Source organism: Neisseriaceae bacterium (assembly GCA_016864895.1).
Taxonomy (GTDB): domain Bacteria; phylum Pseudomonadota; class Gammaproteobacteria; order Burkholderiales; family Neisseriaceae; genus QFNR01.
This window is the reverse complement of record CP046107.1, coordinates 1,329,371-1,347,907: the sequence shown is the minus strand read 5'-3', so window position 1 is coordinate 1,347,907 and position 18,537 is coordinate 1,329,371. Positions and strand designations below refer to the sequence as shown.

16 protein-coding genes are annotated in these 18,537 nt (G+C 34.3%); 10 read left to right on the top strand and 6 right to left on the bottom strand.

Going from position 1 to position 18,537, the window contains the following annotated elements; all coding sequences use genetic code 11:
- Positions 1 to 360: 360 nt before the first annotated feature.
- Positions 361 to 528, bottom strand: coding sequence for a hypothetical protein (locus tag GKC53_05780; GenBank protein ID QRN41618.1), 168 nt, complete (start codon positions 526 to 528; stop codon positions 361 to 363).
- A 186-nt stretch (positions 529 to 714) separates the two neighbouring features.
- Between GKC53_05780 and GKC53_05775 the strand changes: the two genes are divergently transcribed.
- The 5 genes from GKC53_05775 to GKC53_05755 all read left to right on the top strand — a co-directional run bounded on the left by GKC53_05775 (position 715) and on the right by GKC53_05755 (position 4,780).
- Entirely contained in the window at positions 715 to 1,680 is a 966-nt protein-coding gene (locus GKC53_05775) for a nucleoside hydrolase (GenBank protein ID QRN41617.1), read from the top strand.
- A 3-nt stretch (positions 1,681 to 1,683) separates the two neighbouring features.
- Positions 1,684 to 1,935, top strand: coding sequence for a DUF1289 domain-containing protein (locus tag GKC53_05770; GenBank protein ID QRN41616.1), 252 nt, complete (start codon positions 1,684 to 1,686; stop codon positions 1,933 to 1,935).
- Between the two features lie 3 nt (positions 1,936 to 1,938).
- The gene (gene rfbB, locus GKC53_05765; protein QRN41615.1) at positions 1,939 to 2,952 is read left to right on the top strand and encodes a dTDP-glucose 4,6-dehydratase; all 1,014 of its coding nucleotides are present in this window, start codon (positions 1,939 to 1,941) and stop codon (positions 2,950 to 2,952) included.
- Positions 2,937 to 3,494, top strand: a complete 558-nt coding sequence (gene rfbC, locus GKC53_05760; GenBank protein ID QRN41614.1) for a dTDP-4-dehydrorhamnose 3,5-epimerase — start codon at positions 2,937 to 2,939, stop codon at positions 3,492 to 3,494. The genes rfbB and rfbC overlap by 16 nt, the downstream gene beginning before the upstream one ends.
- A gap of 461 nt (positions 3,495 to 3,955) precedes the next feature.
- Positions 3,956 to 4,780 carry a UDP-glucose--undecaprenyl-phosphate glucose-1-phosphate transferase gene (locus GKC53_05755; GenBank protein QRN41613.1) on the top strand — a complete coding sequence of 275 codons (825 nt, stop codon included), beginning with the start codon at positions 3,956 to 3,958 and terminating at the stop codon, positions 4,778 to 4,780.
- 4 nt (positions 4,781 to 4,784) lie between these two features.
- Here GKC53_05755 and GKC53_05750 read toward each other — a convergent pair whose 3' ends face one another.
- Complete coding sequence (locus GKC53_05750) at positions 4,785 to 6,827, bottom strand: NAD(P)-binding protein (protein ID QRN41612.1); 2,043 nt, start codon at positions 6,825 to 6,827, stop codon at positions 4,785 to 4,787.
- Between the two features lie 533 nt (positions 6,828 to 7,360).
- On the opposite strand from GKC53_05750, the gene GKC53_05745 reads away from it, so the two are divergent.
- Positions 7,361 to 7,945, top strand: coding sequence for a hypothetical protein (locus GKC53_05745; protein ID QRN41611.1), 585 nt, complete (start codon positions 7,361 to 7,363; stop codon positions 7,943 to 7,945).
- Positions 7,946 to 8,210: 265 nt separating this feature from the next.
- On the opposite strand, the gene hemN is transcribed toward GKC53_05745, so the two are convergent.
- Positions 8,211 to 9,578, bottom strand: coding sequence for an oxygen-independent coproporphyrinogen III oxidase (gene hemN / locus GKC53_05740; protein QRN41848.1), 1,368 nt, complete (start codon positions 9,576 to 9,578; stop codon positions 8,211 to 8,213).
- Between the two features lie 1,176 nt (positions 9,579 to 10,754).
- Here hemN and GKC53_05735 point away from each other — a divergent pair.
- The 3 genes from GKC53_05735 to GKC53_05725 all read left to right on the top strand — a co-directional run bounded on the left by GKC53_05735 (position 10,755) and on the right by GKC53_05725 (position 14,257).
- Positions 10,755 to 12,626 (top strand): 1-deoxy-D-xylulose-5-phosphate synthase, encoded by a 1,872-nt coding sequence (locus GKC53_05735; GenBank protein QRN41610.1) that lies wholly within the window; start codon positions 10,755 to 10,757, stop codon positions 12,624 to 12,626.
- Positions 12,627 to 12,755: 129 nt separating this feature from the next.
- Complete coding sequence (locus GKC53_05730) at positions 12,756 to 13,055, top strand: hypothetical protein (GenBank protein QRN41609.1); 300 nt, start codon at positions 12,756 to 12,758, stop codon at positions 13,053 to 13,055.
- A 137-nt stretch (positions 13,056 to 13,192) separates the two neighbouring features.
- On the top strand, positions 13,193 to 14,257 hold the full coding sequence (locus tag GKC53_05725) for a fructose-bisphosphate aldolase class II (protein QRN41608.1): 1,065 nt from the start codon (positions 13,193 to 13,195) through the stop codon (positions 14,255 to 14,257).
- Positions 14,258 to 14,310: 53 nt separating this feature from the next.
- On the opposite strand, the gene GKC53_05720 is transcribed toward GKC53_05725, so the two are convergent.
- The 3 genes from GKC53_05720 to xth are packed head-to-tail and all read right to left on the bottom strand — an operon-like array spanning position 14,311 to position 17,729.
- The gene (locus tag GKC53_05720; protein ID QRN41607.1) at positions 14,311 to 15,561 is read right to left on the bottom strand and encodes a tryptophan permease; all 1,251 of its coding nucleotides are present in this window, start codon (positions 15,559 to 15,561) and stop codon (positions 14,311 to 14,313) included.
- 18 nt (positions 15,562 to 15,579) lie between these two features.
- Positions 15,580 to 16,956 (bottom strand): DNA repair protein RadA, encoded by a 1,377-nt coding sequence (radA, locus tag GKC53_05715; GenBank protein QRN41606.1) that lies wholly within the window; start codon positions 16,954 to 16,956, stop codon positions 15,580 to 15,582.
- 2 nt (positions 16,957 to 16,958) lie between these two features.
- Entirely contained in the window at positions 16,959 to 17,729 is a 771-nt protein-coding gene (gene xth, locus GKC53_05710; GenBank protein ID QRN41605.1) for an exodeoxyribonuclease III, read from the bottom strand.
- A gap of 58 nt (positions 17,730 to 17,787) precedes the next feature.
- Here xth and pyrE point away from each other — a divergent pair, with 58 nt between their 5' ends.
- Positions 17,788 to 18,429: an orotate phosphoribosyltransferase gene (pyrE, locus tag GKC53_05705; GenBank protein QRN41604.1), complete on the top strand. Its 642-nt coding sequence runs from the start codon at positions 17,788 to 17,790 to the stop codon at positions 18,427 to 18,429.
- Positions 18,430 to 18,537 lie beyond the last annotated feature (108 nt).

Here is an 18,537-nt window from a genome sequence, read left to right as displayed (position 1 = left end):
TAATTCTGCTAACTCACTGTATTTTTTTGTAATGACGCTACAATCCTATAATGTTCTCCAAATACTTGATCCTATAGTGTGAAACGGCCAATAATCTCTGGCAGTACATTCTTATCGTCAGTATTTCCTTACCAGAACTAATAATAACGGTAGTAAAAATCACAATCCTCTAATTTAAACAGGTACTACGCTCATCTGCAGTAATTTTCTCTGCTGCTAATCAACAGCCTGATCCCTCTAAGGAAGCTCCAATTTGATACAGTTGAACCAACTATTCCATTATCAGAGAACCTACCCAACCACCTACATGTAGAATACACACAACCAACTTTTGTCATACCAAACAGTCAATGACCTCTCTCAAAGTATCTCGGCTAATACCATAAATACCTGCAATTTCCTGTTCTGGAATTTAGCACCAAACTCTAAATCTCCTTGGATAATAGGATTCAGAACACCTAAATAGACTCGTCTTAAATGAGTCTCTGTATTGATTACAATTAACTTTTCTGATTTTGATTTATGCATAAAACCAATCAATACCCAATATTGTTGACAAAAACCATCAAGCTTATTCTCATGTAATATCCAAATGTAATTCTAGTAAGATCAAATTTTGTCATTTATCCTACAGAATCATTCATTCTAATTTAAATTAGAGTTATAATAGTTCTCTTTATGTTAAAGATTCATTAAAATAGACTGTTTTAAAATATGACCGATTCTTTTACTCAGCCTCCTAAGGTGATTATTGACACCGACCCTGGTATTGATGACTGTGCTGCCATTCTTTTTGCATTGGGTCTAGAAAAGATGGGATTACTCAAGTTGCTTGCATTAACTACTGTGGCAGGTAATGTTCCCTTAAAATACAGCCAAAAAAATGCTCGCATTATTTGTGACTGGGCACATAGAAGTGATATTCCTGTTTATGCAGGATCGGCGGAACCGATTATTAAACCACTAATTACAGCAGATGATGTACACGGTAGTACAGGTCTAGGAGATGCCACTTTACACGAACCATACACCCATTTACAAGAGCAATCAGCTATAACATTCTTAACCAACACCTTAGTTAACGCACCAAAAAATTCTATCACTTTATGTGCTATTGGCCCCTTAACGAATATTGCGCTTGCACTTAAAACTAACCCAGATTGCAAGCAAGGGATTAAAGAATTAGTCATTATGGGTGGTTCTTATTTAACATTGGGCAATATCACCCCAAATGCCGAATTCAATTTTTTTATAGATCCAATTGCAAGTAAAATCATTCTAGAATCTGAATTGCCTATACGTATATTCCCTTTAGATATCACACATAAAGTCTGTATTACCACCCCAAGAATAAATCAATTACGGCAATTACCCAATCAAAATGGTTCTAGAATTGCTAACTTACTACAAAATTATAGCCGTTATGATATTGAAAAATTAGGTTTAGAAGGAGGCTCATTACATGACCCTTGTACTATTGGCTATATTGCCAAACCAGATTTATTTACTGCTAAATCTATTTTTGCTGATATCGAAACCAATCATGGTTTAATGGAAGGAGCAATGCAAGTAGATTGGAATCAAAAATTAAATAAAAAGCCCAATGTTGATTGGTTTTATAAGGTAAAAACAGATGCTTTTTTTGATTTATTCACACAAGCCATATCGAGGCTTCCATAGTTTATGCAACAACTAGAACTTCTTGATATTCCTAGCCCCTGTCGACAAATTTGTGAAACTAATTCTAAAGGGTATTGTATTGGTTGCTTTCGTAATCGAGAGGAGCGGTTACGCTGGAATGAATTTTCTAATGAACAACGACGTATCGTCTTAAAGCGCTGTTATACAAGAAAACTTAAAGCAATAAGAGAGAAAAAAGCTGCTTTAGAGGTTGAAAATGAACAAATACCAAACCAAACTAGTTTTTTTGATTAAACCATGACTGTTCAATCAACTATTTTAATTACAGGAGGGGCTGGTTTCATTGGACGTCATGTAGTCGAGTATTTTGTACTTAACTATCCTAACTATCAATGTGTTATCCTAGATAGTCTCACTTATTCAGGTCATTTGAGAAATCTAGCGTCTATTGCACAGCAACCTAATTTTACTTTTATTCAAGCAGACATTAATGATTTCAAAACAATCCAATGCATCATTCACGATTATCAAATTCAAGGGGTGATCCATCTAGCTGCCGAAACACATGTTGATAATTCTATTCAATCCCCCATCCCCTTTGTACAAACCAATGTTCTGGGTACGGCTAATCTACTGGAGGCTTGTCGAAATTATTTAGAAAATTGTCCAACACCAAACTTCAAATACCTACAAATTTCGACTGATGAAGTATTTGGCAGTATTAATAAACCTTTATCTTTTGATGAACAAAGTATTTATCGACCTCGATCTCCTTACTCGGCCTCCAAAGCTTCAGCTGATCATGTGGTCATGTCCTATCACCACACTTATCAATTCCCCGCCATCATTTCCTACACAACTAATAATTATGGCCCATATCAGCATCCAGAAAAATTAATTCCCCATACCATAGCTAATGCTTTAGTTAAAAAACCTATCCCTATCTATGGTACTGGACAACAAATACGAAACTGGATTGCTGTTCCTGACCATGTCAGAGCTATTGATCTTATATTCCATCATGGCATTATCGGAGAAACATATGCTATTAGCGCACATAATGAATATTCTAATCTGGACGTCGTGACAAAAATTTGCCTTTATATGGAAAAAGAATTGGGTTGCCCAGCACATACCCTTATCAGTTTAATCACTCATGTCAAGGATAGACCAGGGCATGATTTTCGCTATGCTTTAAACTCAACTAAAATAGAAGAGACACTACACTGGCAACCTTTATTCGCTTTTGATGATTATTTAATATACACTATTAACTGGTATATCAATCATCCAGAATGGTTACAACAATGATAGAAAATACTAGCTTACCTGATTGTAAATTAATTACGCCCAATGTCCATAAGGATAACAGAGGATATTTTTTAGAAACTTTTAGACAAAATGACTATCTAAAAATTCTAAATTTTAATTTAGTACAAATTAATGAAAGTTTTTCCTATTATGGAGTTATCAGAGGCTTACATGCTCAAATAGAGCCTTTTGCCCAGACAAAAATCATACAAGTACTATCTGGAAAAATATTAGATGCCGTGGTAGACATCCGCCCAAATTCGATTACTTTTGGTAAAACTATGACAATTCTGATGAATGAACGCCAAAAACAGCAGCTTTTAATCCCAGAAGGTTTTTTACATGGTTATGCTGTATTATCGGAATGTGCCACTATACAATACTACGTTAACGCACCCTACTCTCCTAGCCATGAAATTGGTGTAAGGTATGACGATCCCCAATTAAATATTAATTGGATGATTTTACCAAGTGAACGTCACGTTTCTGATAAAGACCTAGCACTTCCCACATACCAACAATTAATCTCTCAAATTACTTGAAAGAAGTACCATATTAGGTTATAACTTGCAAAAAATAACGATTATTTTTATGAAATCAAATTTATCTTTATCTCAAAGTTTTAATTGGATTCATCAGATAATTTTGTTGCTCCTGTATATTTTTATCCCGGCACTTATTACTGGTAATCTAACCAATATTTTACAAAATAATTGGATTAGTATCCTAGTTATCTCGCTAACATTTATCTTTTTCAGGATTATACTTACAAAAATTGATTATTTGCCTACTTATCGAACAGCTATATATATTACGTTCACTGCTTGTATGTGGTTTATATTTGTATTAATGAGTTTTCACCTTCCTTACACACATCATTATATTGTATCGTGGAGTGTTATCATCTTATTAGTGATACTACTTGATACCTACATCAATAGCCAAAAAAAAATATCGAACAGGTTATATTCCCACCTATGATAAATACGATTTGAGATCTGTAATGACAAATAATGAATTTATACTTATTGAAGAACCAAATCTCCCTCCAGAGCCTATCAAATATCTGGTGGTAGACTTAAATCATCCTCAATTAAGTAATGAATGGCTAAGATTTATTTCTAATTGTAGTTCGCAAAACATTACTATAGTTGATGCTGAAAAACTTTTGGAAGTTTATACAGGTCGAGTGATAATTGATCGTTTAAATCAAAATGAACCAGGCATCCTACAACCTTCCTGTCTGTATAGCAAACTGAAACGCTTAATGGATATTGTCTGTGTTATTCTAATTTCACCTTTTCTTATTCCGATTTTATTAGCCACTATAGTTCTAATTAAACTAGAAAGTAAGGGACCTGCTATTTTCACTCAAAAAAGAGTAGGTTATAATGGAAAAGAGTTTAAGATATATAAACTAAGAAGTATGTATACAGATTCAGAAGTATGCGGTGCTCAGTTTGCATCTTTAGGTGATGAACGTGTAACACCTCTCGGTAGAATTATTCGTAAATTAAGAATTGATGAGCTGCCTCAGTTTTTGAATATTATTAAAGGGGACATGAGTTTAATTGGACCAAGACCTGAACAAAAAACATTTGTTGATCAATTTAAAGGAGAAATCCCTTTCTATGATTACCGCCATATCGTCAAACCAGGTATTTCGGGTTGGGCTCAGGTTAACCAAGGTTATGCATCCGGCATCGGTGAAACTTTCATCAAAATCGAATACGACTTATTCTACATCAAACATTTTTCACTTTCTTTAGATTTCCTAATTTTCCTCAAAACTATCAAAACCATCTTTACTGGTTTCGGTGCCCGATAACTAACTATTCAATCATTTCTACTACTTCCATTCCTTGCTTAATCGCCCTTTTGGCATCTAATTCCCCCGCAAAATCAGCACCACCGACTACATACACCTGAATACCTAGTGCCTTTAAGGGTTCTACTAAATTATTTACAGATATTTGTCCTGCGCATAATACAACATTATCCACAGACAATACCTGCGGTATTTTTGTCTTATCCAAAAAACTAATATGTAAGCCATCATCATCAATTTTGTTATATTGAACACCAGAAATTTGTTGAACTTTCTTCTTTATGATGGCGGCTTTGTGCACCCATCCTGTCGTTTTACCAAGTGTTTTGCCTTGACTTCCTGCTTTTCGCTGTAGCAAATACACCTCTCGACTTGAGGGTGTAACTACTGGGTTAGTGACAAATCCTGGTATTGTTAAGCTATGATCTATCCCCCATTCTTTTTCCCATTCTGGCAAATTCAAGGTAAGGGATTTATCTGTAGTTAGAAACTCGGCCACATCAAAGCCAATCCCGCCAGCACCAATAATTGCCACTCTTTTCCCCACTTTTTTTCTTCTCAAAACCGCATCAACATAAGTCATTACCATCGGATGATCAATCCCCTCAATATTAGGAATCCGTGGTTTCACTCCTGTGGCAACAATTATCACATCAAATCCTTGAGATTGAATGTCCTCTACTGTCACATGCGTGTTAAAATGGACTTTTATATGATTAACTTCCAACTGTCGCCTAAAATAACGTAATGACTCTTTAAATTCCTCTTTCCCCGGAATATTTGCAGCAATTAAAAATTGCCCTCCAATTGTGTCATTTGCTTCGAAAATTTCTACGTAATGTTTTTTCTCTGCAGCAGCAATAGCACTTGATAACCCCGCAGGACCTGCACCAATCACAGCCACCTTTTTAGGTTTTACACTATGGGTTAAAATCAAGGTAGTTTCTCTACCAGCTCTAGGATTTAATAAACAAGATACTTTTCTACCTACAAAAATATGATCCAAACATGCTTGATTACACGCAATACAGGTGTTAATCTCATCTGCTCTACCTGTTCTTGCCTTATTAGGAAATTCTGGATCTGCCAATAATGGCCTAGCCATAGATACTGCATCCACCAAACCTCTGGCTAAAATTTCTTCCGCTACATCAGGGGTATTAATGCGATTAGATGCAATTAGTGGAATGCTTACCTTATCTCTTAATCGTTCGGTAAAATGTACAAAAGCAGCCCTGGGAACTGAAGTGACTATAGTAGGTACTCTTGATTCATGCCAACCAATATCTGTATTAATCGCATTCACGCCTAATTCCTCTGCCTTTTTGGCCATGGTAATAATTTCATCCCATGTTTGGCCACCTGCAACCAAATCTGCTATAGACTGTCTTAAGATAACCATAAAATCATCGGGAACCTGTAACCTAATATTTTTAATAATTTCTACTAAAAATCTTTGTCTATTTTCTGTAGATCCCCCCCATTGATCAGTTCTATCATTGGTTCTTGGGCACAAAAATTGATTAATGAGATAACCTTCTCCACCCATAATTTCAACACCATCATAACCTGCTTTATGAGCTAATTTTGCTGCTTTGGCAAAACTACGAACTAAGTGTCTAACCATACCATCAGACGCTTTAATATGTTTAAATGGATGAATAGGTGATTTTTGCGATCCTGCCCCCACTTTAAATGGTGTCATACCATAGCGGCCAGCATGTAACAGTTGCAATACTATCTTACTATCAGATTCATGAACACTTTGAGTCACAAGTTTGTGATGACTTACATCTAAAAAGTTAGTCATTTTTCCATCAAAAGGTGCTAACAATCCAGTACGTGAAGGTGCAATACCTCCTGTTACAATCAAGCCAACCCCCCCTCTTGCTCGGGTAGCATAAAATGCTGCCAATTTACCAGCATCCTTCCTTCGAGCCTCTAAACCAGTATGCATAGAACCCATTACAATACGATTAACTATTTCGACACTGCCTATTTTTAAAGGTGAAAATAAACAAGGATAGTCAGTTAGATGATGATTCATATTTAATTTCCTTCCTTAGTGGATCCTCCCGCTCAGCTAATGCTATAGAGTAGCCTTTACACCCCATGTAGATTCATCTATACCTTTCGCTGCAACACCATTGCCTAATGGTATTATTGCAGGGGGGGGGGGACTCTCTACACACCTCACAGTCCCTGCGATATTGGCTAAAGCTAATATAATAAATACACAAATAATTCAAAAACAAAAAAAACCTTATTATAGTTCTTCGAATTACTTACTATCCATCCACCCCTAAGTTGGTACTATAGGCAAAGAATTCCGCAGTGTTTGTTAAACATACAAATTTTTATTTTATCCGGATAGTTATTAATTTAAATACTTTTGGAAAAGCTGTACGCATAGCATTATTACCAATAACAGTATTTTGGTTTTAAATACCAAAAAACTGTCTCCAAAAAAAACTGTATCTTTTTCCCAAATTTAGCAATAGAGACTTTATTTTAAAACACTGGTAGTGTGTAACAGTATTATAATCACTTTTTCATATTTGCATAATTTCAATCCCCGGTATGATAAATAAAAATACACCACTTGCCTTTGTTGATATTGAGACAACAGGTAGCCAATCTGCTCATCATGAAATCATAGAAATGGCTATTCTCAGAATAGATAACGAAAAAGTTACTGAATTCCAACACCTATTTAAGCCCAAAGAAGACATCCCTAATTTTATTCAAAAACTAACTGGGATTACTAATCAGAAAGTTGCTAATCAACCTGATATCAAGCTATACCTGGATGAGATTCAAGATATGTTGCGGGATGCTATTTTTATTGCTCACAACGTTACTTTTGATTTTAATTTTATTCAAGCTTTGTTTGCACGCAACCACCGTCATCTAGACAATATATTACTGTGTAGTTATCAATTAGCCAAACAACTTTATCCAGAAGACAAAAAGCATGGTATTGATTTTCTAGTACAAAAACATCATATTAACATCCCTAGTCGTCATCGTGCTTACGGGGATGCTTTAGCCATTTATCAGTTCTGGAATATTATCCATAAAGAATTTGACCCCACTGTACTACAAAAAAATATCAAGATGGCACTTAAAATAAAAAACTGCCAAGCAAAACAACTATACCAATGAATTATTTCATAAAAATAAGTATGTTCATCTTTTTCCTATCTATTAATTAACAAGGTGAATAAGGTCTCAAATAATGATGACATTCCATAGCTTATTATCTTAATTAATGAATACTCTTTTCTGCTCATTGGTATTTTGTAGGCACAATTTCAAATAACAAGCGAGAAGCTTAGAACCAATTTCTTCAGAAAATAACCCCAAAATCATTGATAAACTACCCATTAATCAGCTCAAAATATCTCCTACAATCGGTTAAGTCCCCTTATCAAATAGCTTTAGAAAATATTTGTTGCTTTGCTTTGGAATAAACATCAAAAGCCATGGCAATATGCCGAATCAGCAATCGACCCACTGGCATAACGGTAAATCCTTGTTCATTTAGTTCTAATAATCCATCCTCTGAAAAAGTTCGTAACTCTTCCAATTCTTCATAGAATTTATCTTTGAAATTAATATGATATTTTTTTTCATAATCTGCAAACTGCAATTGAAAATCACACACAATTTGTTTGATAATATCCCGACGCATGCAATCTTCTTCAGATAATTTGAATCCTCTTAGTAAGGCTGTTTCTTTCTGTTTGACTGCTTCATAGTATTGAGAAAGAATTTTCTCGTTCTGTGCATAAACATCCCCAATCATACTAATCGCAGAAACACCCAATCCAAGTAAATCACTTTCTCCCTGTGTAGTATACCCTTGGAAATTACGGTGTAATCGTCTTTCGTTTTGTAATATGGCCAATTCATCTGTTTTTTTAGCAAAATGATCCATACCAATAAACTGGTAATCGGAATTTTGAAAAAACTGAATTGTATCTTGAAACATTTCTAATTTTAATTCGGCATCAGGAATATCTTCAGCATTAATCATTTTATGTGCTTTAATTAAATTAGGTAGATAGGCAAAATTAAATACACTAATGCGATCAGGATCTAATTCTTTTACTTTTTCTAAAGTATGATGAAAACTATCCAACGTTTGCTTAGGCAAGCCATAAATTAAATCTACACTAATAGATTTAAATCCTAATTCTTTAGCATACTGCACTAACCCAAAAATCTGTCCTTCATCTTGTTCTCGATTGATTAAACGTTGTACCTCAATATTAAAATCTTGAATACCTATACTAATACGATTAAAGCCCAATGTTTTCAGATAATACAAATAAGTATTGTCGATTTTTCTAGGATCCATTTCCAAGCTAATTTCAGCCTCAGTATGCACATGGAAATAATTTTTTAACAGATCCATCAACCGACTGGCCTGAGCACAGGTTAGATAAGTAGGTGTCCCCCCGCCCCAATGTAATTGGGTTACTGTACGATTTTTAAATAAAGGTGCTCTTGCTTTAATTTCTCGTTCTAAAAAATCTAAATAAATATCTGCTTTTTCCTGATGGGTTGTCACCACCTTATTACATCCACAAAAATAACAAAGCTTATGACAAAATGGGATATGTACATATACCGATAAGTTTTTATCAGTATATTTTTGGAATGCCTGTAATAAATCTTGCTCTGACAGTTGTTGATCAAATTCTAGAGCAGTAGGGTACGAAGTATAACGAGGAGCTGGTTTATCGTACTTCGCAATTAATTCATGATCCCACAATACTTCATTGAATAGCATTACTTGATCGTCCTTAATTTTATTTTGACTGTATTCTACATAATTCAAATATATGTGATTAGTAAACCTCACTCTACGACTCATACTGAGTATTATTCCTATCACACTCAACAGACTACATCAGTTTGTTTAATCCCTTCTAGATTTTGTTTTCTATAATCCAATGATTAAGTAACTGTTTTTTAAGATATTTACGATTACTGATCGTAACTAGCTAAATTATCAATCAGATTTAATGAGCCAATCCAAATTGAGCCCTATATTGCCTCTAAAATAACGATGGCCAAGATTACTCCACCTCTCATCTAAAATACTCACAATAATTCATCATAAGTTGATAATCAATATTTAATGCTATCACTTCCAACTAGTATCAGATTATATACATTACAGAAACCAAAAGGTTTGTCAATAAAAGCTTTTTTTTGTTACTACCAATGGATTCTTGCTTTTATTTTAAGTGTCATTGTAACATAATAATCCATGTGATTGTATTGATTACAAATATTATGAAACAATGATATAAATTTGTATCATCTTGTGTTTTTAACCCCAGATATTATTTATGATTTAGCCTTAATAACTAAATATCGTTATTCATGATTACAATTACTTAGTCAAATTAACTATTGTATTCTTAGCACTTATATCGTACCCATATCCATCTAAGTTATTACCCTATAAATAGAAAACTTCACGCTGACTCGTTAAAAAATAATTTTTATGGCTAATTTATATAGCTCCCAAAAAATAATTATAAAGCTCTGACATTACCTTATAACATTACCTTATATTATATTCCATCTTTTCCAAATTACCTTATCAGCAAATAACAGTACCCAAGACACAATGTATCTACACAGTTTATTTCCTCTTAACAAAAAATACATATAACTTGAAACTAAAATGTATCTGAATATGGTTAAGATTAACCTATTTTTATAAAAAACTTATGTTTATTAAATAGTTAGTTATACACACAAAATTTAGTAGAATATTTATTGGTTTCAACTAACCTTCATACTGTAAGGTGACACGGCAGCGGGGGTAAATCATTATAAATAATAATTCTATGAGAATACGCTGACATGAGTTATCTCTTAATAAATTCTAACCAGTGATCTTTACCTATAAATCGTATAAAATAACAATATATCTTATAAAATAACCACATTAATAATAATGACCACACTACTTGAACAAATCAACTATCCATCTGATTTAAAAAAACTACCTAAGAATCAGCTTCCTAAGGTAGTAGAAGAGATTAGAGATTGTTTCATGCAAAATATCTCACAAACAGGTGGTCATTTTGCCAGTAACCTGGGAACTATTGAATTAACTGTAGCTTTACATTATGTTTTTGACACACCCAAAGACCACTTAATATGGGATGTAGGACATCAGGCTTATGTCCACAAATTACTAACTGGACGTAAGAACCAAATGCATACTATTAGACAATACCATGGCCTCTCTCCTTTTCCAAAAATTACCGAGTCTGAATATGATACTTTTGGTGTCGGACATTCTTCAACATCTATTAGTGCTGCTTTGGGTCTAGCTATTGCCGATCAACTAGATAAAAAAAACAACCATACAATTGCTGTTATTGGGGATGGTGCTATGACTGCAGGAATGGCTTTTGAAGCATTAAATAATGCAGGTGATAGAAATGACATTAATTTATTAGTAATTCTCAATGATAATGAAATGTCAATTTCTAATAATGTTGGTGCTTTACCAAAATACTTAGCTAGGAACCTTGTACAAGATTTTAAAGGATTTTTGAAAACTTTTAAAATAAAAACAAAACCTGTATTAGAAAAGATACCTCTAGCTATTAATACAGCCCAACATATTGAATCTAAATTTTCTGAAATTATGCATAACACTCGTTCAGGACTGTCGTTATTCAATGATTTTGGCTTTCATTATACCGGCGTTATAGATGGACATAATATTTTAGCATTAGTAGAAATTTTTGAATCTTTAAAACAGGAAAAAGGGCCTCAGTTATTACACATCCACACAAAAAAAGGACATGGTTTTACACCTGCAGAAAATGATCCTATTGGTTTTCATGCCATTGGAACATTCGATAAACAATCTCCTCCTTTAATCGCCAAATCAAGTTCCCAAATAACTTTTTCTAAAATTTTTGGGGATTGGATTATTGACCAAGCCACCCAAGATGATCGACTATTTGCAATCACCCCCGCTATGCGAGAAGGCTCTGGACTTGTCGAGTTTGAAAAAAAATTTCCTAAACGCTATTTTGATGTGGGGATCGCCGAACAACATGCAGTCACATTTGCCGCTGGCTTAGCCCTAGCTCACAAAAAACCAGTGGTTGCCATTTATTCCACTTTCCTACAAAGAGCTTATGACCAATTAATTCATGATGTTGCTATTCAAAATCTACCAGTTCTTTTTGCAATTGATAGAGCTGGTGTCGTTGGGGAAGATGGCCCTACTCATATTGGCGCTTATGATATTAGTTTTTTACGCTGTATTCCTAATATGACTGTTGCAACACCTTCCGATGAACTAGAATGTCGTTTGTTATTATCAACGTGTTATCAACAAAATACACCGAGTGCAGTTAGGTATCCAAGGGGCACAGGTACTGGTGTCACTGTTAGTCATACTCTAGAGACTTTATCTGTTGGGAAAGGAATTATTAGGCGAAGAGGTAAGAGAATTGCTATTCTTGCTTTTGGTACCATACTCCAATCCGCTATCCCTGTTGTTGAATCTTTAAATGCTACTTTAGCTGACATGCGTTTTGTAAAACCTATTGATGAAACACTTATTATAAAACTAGCTAACAGCCATGACTATTTAGTTACACTTGAGGAAAATGCCATACAAGGAGGTGCTGGATCTGCTGTTTTAGAGGTACTGGCAAAAAATAAAAATACTACTCCCGTACTCATTTTAGGCATTCCAGATAAAGTAACCGAACATGGTAATGCTAAAATTATTTTAAATGAAATAGGATTGAGTTCTGAAGGGATATTAAAAAGTATTCAAAATTTCATATAAAAATTGTGTATTAAAATTATTTTCTATATCCGTCAAACTCACCATACATCACATATTAACCAAATCTTTACCAATAGATGTGTTATTTTTAAAGAATTCATTCAAAATTCGAGAAAGAGATTAGCAACTATGAAAAATGTTAAGAAGGCTGTTTTGTCTACTACAATAGCTGTATTTGCTTTCACTTCAGTATTAGCAACACCAACTTATAATATAAATGACAATTATAGCCAAATACCAAAAGGTCAATACAATAAACATTACAATCCAAATAACAGTCAGCCTAATAATTACTACAACACTAATGGTAATTATCAAGAAGGTTACAACTACCCATATTATGATAACTCTGCTGGATTTGAACAGTTCTTTATCTTTGGATTCTTTACCACACTTATTGGAATGATGATAAAAATGATTACAGACTAATGTAATTTAGTTGCTCAAAGAGCAGGGGGCAATAAAGCTCCCTGCTCTTTTGTTGTCCTTGTAGATTTCACTTCAATATGGTTCATAATAAGATATAATGGCATCGATTAAACGAAAAATAATTAAGGAGAGTATACATGGCCTTGGTATCGATGCGACAACTACTCGATCATGCGGCAGACAATAATTACGGTTTACCTGCTTTTAATGTCAATAATCTTGAACAAATGCGTGCTATCATGGAGGCGGCCAATGAAGTTAATGCACCTGTTATTGTTCAAGCAAGTGCGGGTGCGAGAAAATATGCAGGTTCTCGCTTTCTTGCTCATCTAATTATGGCTGCAACTGAGGAATTTCCTCATATCCCTCTGGTCATGCACCAGGATCATGGATCCTCACCTATGGTCTGTCAGCAAGCCATCCAATTAGGTTTTAGTTCTGTTATGATGGATGGTAGTTTAAAAGAAGATGCCAAAACTCCATCTGATTATGACTATAATGTTAATGTGACTAAAACAGTTGTTAATTTTGCTCATGCGTGTGGTGTTTCTGTGGAGGGAGAAATTGGTTGTATTGGTAATATAGAAACAGGTCTAGCAGGAGAAGAAGATGGTGTCGGTGCTCAAGGTATATTGTCACGTGACAGATTATTAACTGATGTAGAGGAAGCTGCTCAGTTTGTTAAAGATACAGGCTTAGATGCTTTAGCAATTGCTATTGGTACTAGTCATGGAGCCTACAAATTTTCACGTCAACCTGATGGAGAAATTCTTAAGATTGATAGAATTAAAGAAATTCATCAAAGACTGCCTAACACTCATCTAGTCATGCATGGTTCTAGTTCTGTACCTCAAGAATGGCTAAAAATCATTAACGAGCATGGGGGGGAAATCCCCGAAACCTATGGTGTACCTGTTGAAGAAATTGTGGAAGGTATTAAAAATGGTGTACGTAAAGTTAATATTGATACAGACCTAAGATTAGCTAGTACTGGTGCTATTCGTCGTTATATGGCTAAACACCCAGCAGAATTTGATCCTAGAAAATATTTAAGTGAATCTAAAAATGCCATGAAAAGAATTTGCCTTGATCGCTATCTTGCCTTTGGTTGCGAAGGTCAAGCAGGTAAAATCAAAGCAATTTCATTAGAAAAAATGGCTCAACGCTATGCTAATGGTGAGTTAAAACAGATTATTAATTAATATAATATCTGTAGGCATAAAGATATGTTTATCTCTATGCCTCTTATGACTTATTAAAATTGCTCGACTAGATGAAACTGAACCATCAATAATGATATAATATTAATTATTCCGAAGCCTATTACCAAATAAATCATCCAGTTTCCCCCAAACACCCGATAATGATTAGATGATTGCTTTTGCCTGGATCGTTTCACCAACAAAGCGGGCACTATAACGGCCCACACAGAAGCTGCTAGGCCTACATAACCTATAGCAATAGTAAATCCAAATGGGAATATCATAGAAAAAATCAAGGGTGGCAAAAAAGTAACTATTCCTGCTATTAATCTGCCTAACCATGATTCTAACAAACCAAACAAATCCATAAAGTAATCAAATAACCCAAGGGATACCCCCAAAAATGAACTGGTTAAGGCTAAAAAACTAAAAAGTTGTCCAATATTTTTAAAAATATTTTTTTGTCCATTGATAGATTCTGATAGTAAATTAAGCATCTCTACCACTTCATCTGTTTGTCCATCTGCAATCCCTTGAAATAAAGATCTAGGGATATTACCATGTGCCGCTAATAGCCATAAAAAATACACAACCAATGCCAACATGACTCCAAAACAAATACTATATTTAACTTTCTTAGCATCTCCGTGAAAATACTTAACCAAACTCGGTACATTACCATGAAAACCAAATGAAGCTAAACATACAGGGAGTAGTATTGGTAAATATTGCCAGTAATCTAGTGAGAGAAGATTTTTAGGCTGACTACCAACTATCATATCAACATCAACATTTGGTAATGTTTCTAAAACTGTGAACCCAAAAGTGATAATTAATAAAATAACCAAAATTGTAGCAAACCTATCTACTAACTTGGTCGAAGCCCATATAAAAAATGCAAAAAATAAAGTAAATCCGACACTAATACCTATACGAACAATATTCACATCAATCTTTTTTATAGAGCTTTCAAAGTAATTTACAATCAAGGAAGAACCAGTGGTAATATAAGCATATATCAGTGTATATAAAACAAAAACAATACAAATACCCGTAACAAAATTCCATTTAGAGCCCAATATATCTTTAACAACAGTATTAAAACCAGTACCTTGTGGGTAGTGTAAGTTGACTTCTAAAATAAACAATCCAGATGTCATCATCACAAAAGCAGATAATACTAGTGAGACAGTTGATATATAAAACCATATTCCTGATCCTGCAATAGGAATCGCCAACATACCAGATCCTATAATAGTGGCAGCTATAATCATTATACCGCCTAAAAAATAGTTCTTTTTCATGATAATCCTTTCTTTAATCTATTCATCAGCAAGAGAATAATCAAGAGCTTCCTTTAAAGAAGTTGCTCCTAAAATTTTTAATCTAGGAAAACTATTACTTTTTTTCGGCATATTCGCTTTAGGAATAATTGCATACTGAAAACCTAGTTTTTCTGCTTCCCGTAATCTTTCTTGTCCTCTTTGTACCGGCCTAATTTCTCCCGATAAACCAATTTCTCCAAAGATAACTGTTCTATGCTTAAGTGGTTGATTTCTAAAGCTGGAGTAAATTGCTAATACTACTGCCAAATCAGCTGCTGGTTCTACAATTTTCACTCCACCCACTGCATTTAAAAAAACATCTTGATCAAAACAAGCAATACCAGCATGTTTATTTAAAACTGCTAATAACATGGCCAAACGATTTTGTTCTAAGCCTACTGTCAAACGCTTAGGATTAAACCCATGAGCTCGATCTACTAATGCCTGAATTTCAATTAGTAATGGACGAGAACCTTCCTGTGTAACCAATACACAAGAACCCGCTGTATCTTCTCTATAGGAAGATAAAAAAATCGCAGATGGATTAGAAACACCCACTAATCCAGACTCTAACATAGCAAATACACCTAATTCGTTCGCAGCACCAAATCTATTTTTGATAGAACGAATCATACGAAAGTTTGAATGTGTATCTCCTTCAAAGTATAAAACAGTATCCACCATATGTTCTAATACCCTAGGGCCTGCAATGGCGCCATCCTTAGTTACATGTCCTACTAATAAAATACAAATACCTGTTTGTTTTGCTAAACGTGTTAGTTGTGCCGCACATTCTCTAACTTGAGATACAGAACCAGGTGCTGAGCTAATATCATCTGAAAAAACAGTCTGAATCGAGTCAATAACCACAAAAGTAGGTCTATGCCGATCTAATTCCTGCAATATTTTATCTAAATTAATTTCAGCTAAAATTTTTACTCCAGAAACATTTAAACTCATTCTCTTAGCACGTAAAGAAACTTGATGTGTTGACTCTTCCCCCGAAACATATAAAACTGACTGTCCATTGCTGGCCAAAGAAGCTAGCACTTGTAAAAATAATGTAGATTTTCCAACACCAGGATCTCCTCCAAGAATAGTCACCCCTCCTAAAACCAAACCACCACCGAGTACCTGATCTAATTCTGACATTCCAATAGGAATTCTTTCTACCTCCTTAGAATCTACCTCCGAAAGTAACTGAATACCAGAATTGTCAGAGGCCCAAGATTTAAAACGAGAATTAGTATTGCCTTTTGCAACGGTGATTTCGGTCAAAGTATTCCATTTACCACAATGCGGACACTGTCCTTGCCACTTAGGACTTTCTCCCCCACAATGACTACATTGGTATAATAATTTTATTTTTGCCATGATTAATCCAACAGATAATTAATACTAAGTGGTGCATGATCTGAAAACTTAACCCCCTTATAAATAGAGGCATTCCTTGCTACGGTAGCTACATCTGGTGTTGTAATTTGATAATCAATTCTCCAACCAACATCTTTGGCATAGGCTTGTCCACGATTACTCCACCAAGTATAGCCAGGAATATCTGGATATAGTGTTCTCCAAATATCTACCCACCCCATTTTGAAAATTTTACTTAACCATTCTCTTTCCTCTGGTAAGAATCCTGAATTTTTTTGATTTGCCTTCCAATTTTTTAAATCAATATTTTGATGTGCAATATTCCAATCACCACAAATCAACATACTTTCATTATTCTTAATAACTCCTTGTAAAATATCTTGTAAATAATCCAAAAATACATATTTAAAGTCCTGACGCTCTTCTGAACTTGTACCCGAGGGTAAATATAAGGATACAATAGAAAAATGATCATAATCTGCACGTATGTATCGCCCTTCTCTATCAAATAATTCATTCCCTATCCCTATTTGAACTTGATTAGGTTCGCTTTTACTGTATATAGCAACCCCACTATAACCCCTTTTTTCAGCACAATGCCAAATTCTATGCATATGTAAAGGATTTTTATCATTCTCTGATAAATCTTGTTCTTGTACCTTTAGTTCCTGAAAACAAATAACATCAGGATCCTCTTGTTCTAAATAGTCCCAAATACCCTTCTTGGTAGCAGAACGGATACCATTCACATTAGCGGTAATAATTTTCTTCACTGCGATCCTTATAAAATAATGATAAAATAACCACAATTCTACTAGATAAAGGGGAAACATGTCAGACTTACAACAAACGTTTCTACAATTCGTAATTGATAAAAAAATTTTAAAATTTGGAGAATTTACTACTAAATTTGGTCGTCATTCTCCTTACTTTTTTAATGCTGGTTTATTCTATGATGGTGGTAGCCTATATCAAATTGCTCATTTTTATGCAGATACCATTATCAAGAATAATTTAGATTTTGATGTTTTATTTGGCCCTGCTTATAAGGGTATTGTACTAGCAGCAATCACCTGTATGGCACTAGCTGAAAAAAATATTAATAAACCTTTCGCTTATAATCGGAAAGAAGCCAAAGATCATGGTGAAAAAGGTATTTTAGTAGGCGCACCACTAAAAGGTAATGTTCTAATTATTGATGATGTTATCTCTGCAGGTACATCAATTCGTGAGTCTGTACAACTTATCCAAAAAGAAAATGCAAAGCCAGTGGGCGTCGTCCTTGCATTAGACCGTATGGAAAAAGGAATAAAGGATATATCCGCTGTGGAAGAAGTTAAACAAACCTATCAGATACCAGTTACAGCTATTGCCACATTTCAAGATTTACTACAGCTAATAACAGATAAACCAGAACTACAAAAATACCAAACTGCTATTAACGCCTATAGAGAGAAATATGGCACTATTTAATTGCCTTGCAAAATCATTACCTTTTACATTAGATATAAGCGATTAAAATATAATCAAATTTTTATTGTTAGAAGTATTCTAGATCTCACTTATACTCAACATTAGTAC